The sequence below is a fragment of the Symbiopectobacterium sp. genome (assembly GCF_051710365.1).
In the GTDB taxonomy this organism is placed as follows: Bacteria; Pseudomonadota; Gammaproteobacteria; order Enterobacterales; family Enterobacteriaceae; genus Symbiopectobacterium.
This window is the reverse complement of sequence record NZ_JBPETA010000338.1, coordinates 1-1,739: the sequence shown is the minus strand read 5'-3', so window position 1 is coordinate 1,739 and position 1,739 is coordinate 1. Positions and strand designations below refer to the sequence as shown.

At 46.9% G+C, this 1,739-nt stretch carries 2 protein-coding genes and 2 pseudogenes; all 4 read right to left on the bottom strand.

Translation table 11 applies throughout. The features are described from left to right. Positions 1-258 precede the first annotated feature (258 nt). A pseudogene (locus ACTBDZ_RS17570) lies at positions 259-432 on the bottom strand (ORF6N domain-containing protein); the annotation flags it as partial. Positions 433-859: 427 nt separating this feature from the next. After that, the gene (locus tag ACTBDZ_RS17565; RefSeq protein WP_438816239.1) at positions 860-1,198 is read right to left on the bottom strand and encodes an antiterminator Q family protein; all 339 of its coding nucleotides are present in this window, start codon (positions 1,196-1,198) and stop codon (positions 860-862) included. Continuing rightward, positions 1,195-1,353 carry a helix-turn-helix domain-containing protein gene (locus tag ACTBDZ_RS17560; protein ID WP_438816238.1) on the bottom strand — a complete coding sequence of 53 codons (159 nt, stop codon included), beginning with the start codon at positions 1,351-1,353 and terminating at the stop codon, positions 1,195-1,197. Before ACTBDZ_RS17560 ends, ACTBDZ_RS17565 begins: the two co-directional genes overlap by 4 nt. Next, positions 1,350-1,589: pseudogene (locus tag ACTBDZ_RS17555) on the bottom strand (RusA family crossover junction endodeoxyribonuclease); the annotation flags it as partial. The gene ACTBDZ_RS17560 and the pseudogene ACTBDZ_RS17555, both read right to left, overlap by 4 nt. Positions 1,590-1,739 lie beyond the last annotated feature (150 nt).

Below are 1,739 nucleotides of genomic sequence, written 5' to 3'. Positions count from 1 at the left end.
GGTTACGGATGGTAACGTGGGGAGTACTCATGCTGATTGGTCTGCAAAAAGCAGTAATAAATTCAGAACTTCAGAATACCGTCAAGTCCCGAAAAAAGAAAAATCAGGTGCGGAATGACGGGTATAAATAACCGGTAACTGTCAGATCAGGTCTGAGCTAGTACATATTAGGAATGCCGAACAGTATTCGCATCACGTAACAATCGACCCGATGGGGCACAGTCGTTACAAGTTCTGATTTATTCAACAAAGCCTGCTTTCCAGCTTGTAATAATGCTTGCCGACTACAAAACGATCCTGATTTCGCGAAAAATTCATTTTAATATTTGTTACATCAGTACCATACAAATTGGCTAACAAGTCTGTTGTAATAACTGGAATTTGATTATGGATAATTGATGGAAGTTCTTCTACTGTGATTTGGTTAGCCATGATCGGCCTCCTACTGAATTTTAGTGGCTTTGTTGAATAATAGGTAATCATGCTGTTTTTCCATGCCAGTTTTGGTTGAAAATGCTTGTCATCTCAGGTGTACAGTTTTCTCATGAGGCCTAACTGCATGATTTTGCGTTGCTAGGATCCGTCGTTTCACTGGGCTGCCAGCATAAAATCTATTTATTCAACAAAGCCAATTTTAGTCTGAATCACCAGTTAGTAATTGGTGATCGGGTGTCAACTAGAGCTTCAGTAGCCGCTCCGGGCATATTCCCCTTTCGGGTGTTTTATTAACGCCTCTCCACCCGATCTTTGGATGTGATTACGCCGTTTTACGGGCATAAAAAAGCCGCATGGCTATCGGGTGCGGTTAACCGCTACTGAATTTCTAGTACATTCAGTATCTCGATAGCTACATACGTTGTCAAGCCGCCTCCAAAAGTTCAGCCACGCGACCGGCAATGTAGGCTTCAGCGCGTGAAAGGCATGCGGTGATATAATCTGGACGACTTTCAAGCTCTCTGGCTATCGCCCTGCACGACACCTTCCCTTTGTAGTACGCCACCAAGATATCGTAGCCCAGCGAGTCGAAGTGCTTAAGTCGCCCTACCGCACGGTCAACTGTCTCTCCGTCCGCATCGGACAGCATGGGCCGAATATCGCTGCTGGCCGTGGCTATGGGCCATGCAGCCTTGTACTCGGTGCCAATGCGTGAGCCGCTCCAATTTCCCCATGCTGTCAACAAGTATCGAATATCTCTCATTTCACCGCCCCCCAGTTTTTGCCGTTCCTGATGCTGTAGATATGCTGCTTGCTGGTCTCAAACTTCTTCGCGACATCCGCTACCGATATACCGGAGGCCAGAAGTGCCCGGATAAGCGGAATATCTTCCGCCGTGAGTCGCCCTCTCTTTCTCATGCCACCTCCAACTCAGTGATGACAATATCCAGACTGCCTCCACGCTCCTGCTGCCCGCGCCTTACCCTGAAATCGTCTATCTGTTCGTCGTCCAGCATGAAGCCCGCATGCGTGAGCGAATCGAAAACCGCCTTTTGCAGGTTGTCTAGGTCACGGCGTCGTTTGTCTGGTGCGTTGGCGATGATGGAAATTTTCAGTCTTGCGGGAGTGTTGATATCGAGGTGTTGCTGCTGGATCCGTCATTCCGCACCTACTTTAAGAGGCTTTGTTGAATAAATAGAAAGTTTGGGTAATCATCGGAACAGATCACCATAGTTGTTTCAAAATCAGGTCTCCATGGCAAAACAAAATTTTAAAATCACTAACTGGCCCTCCTATAACAAGGC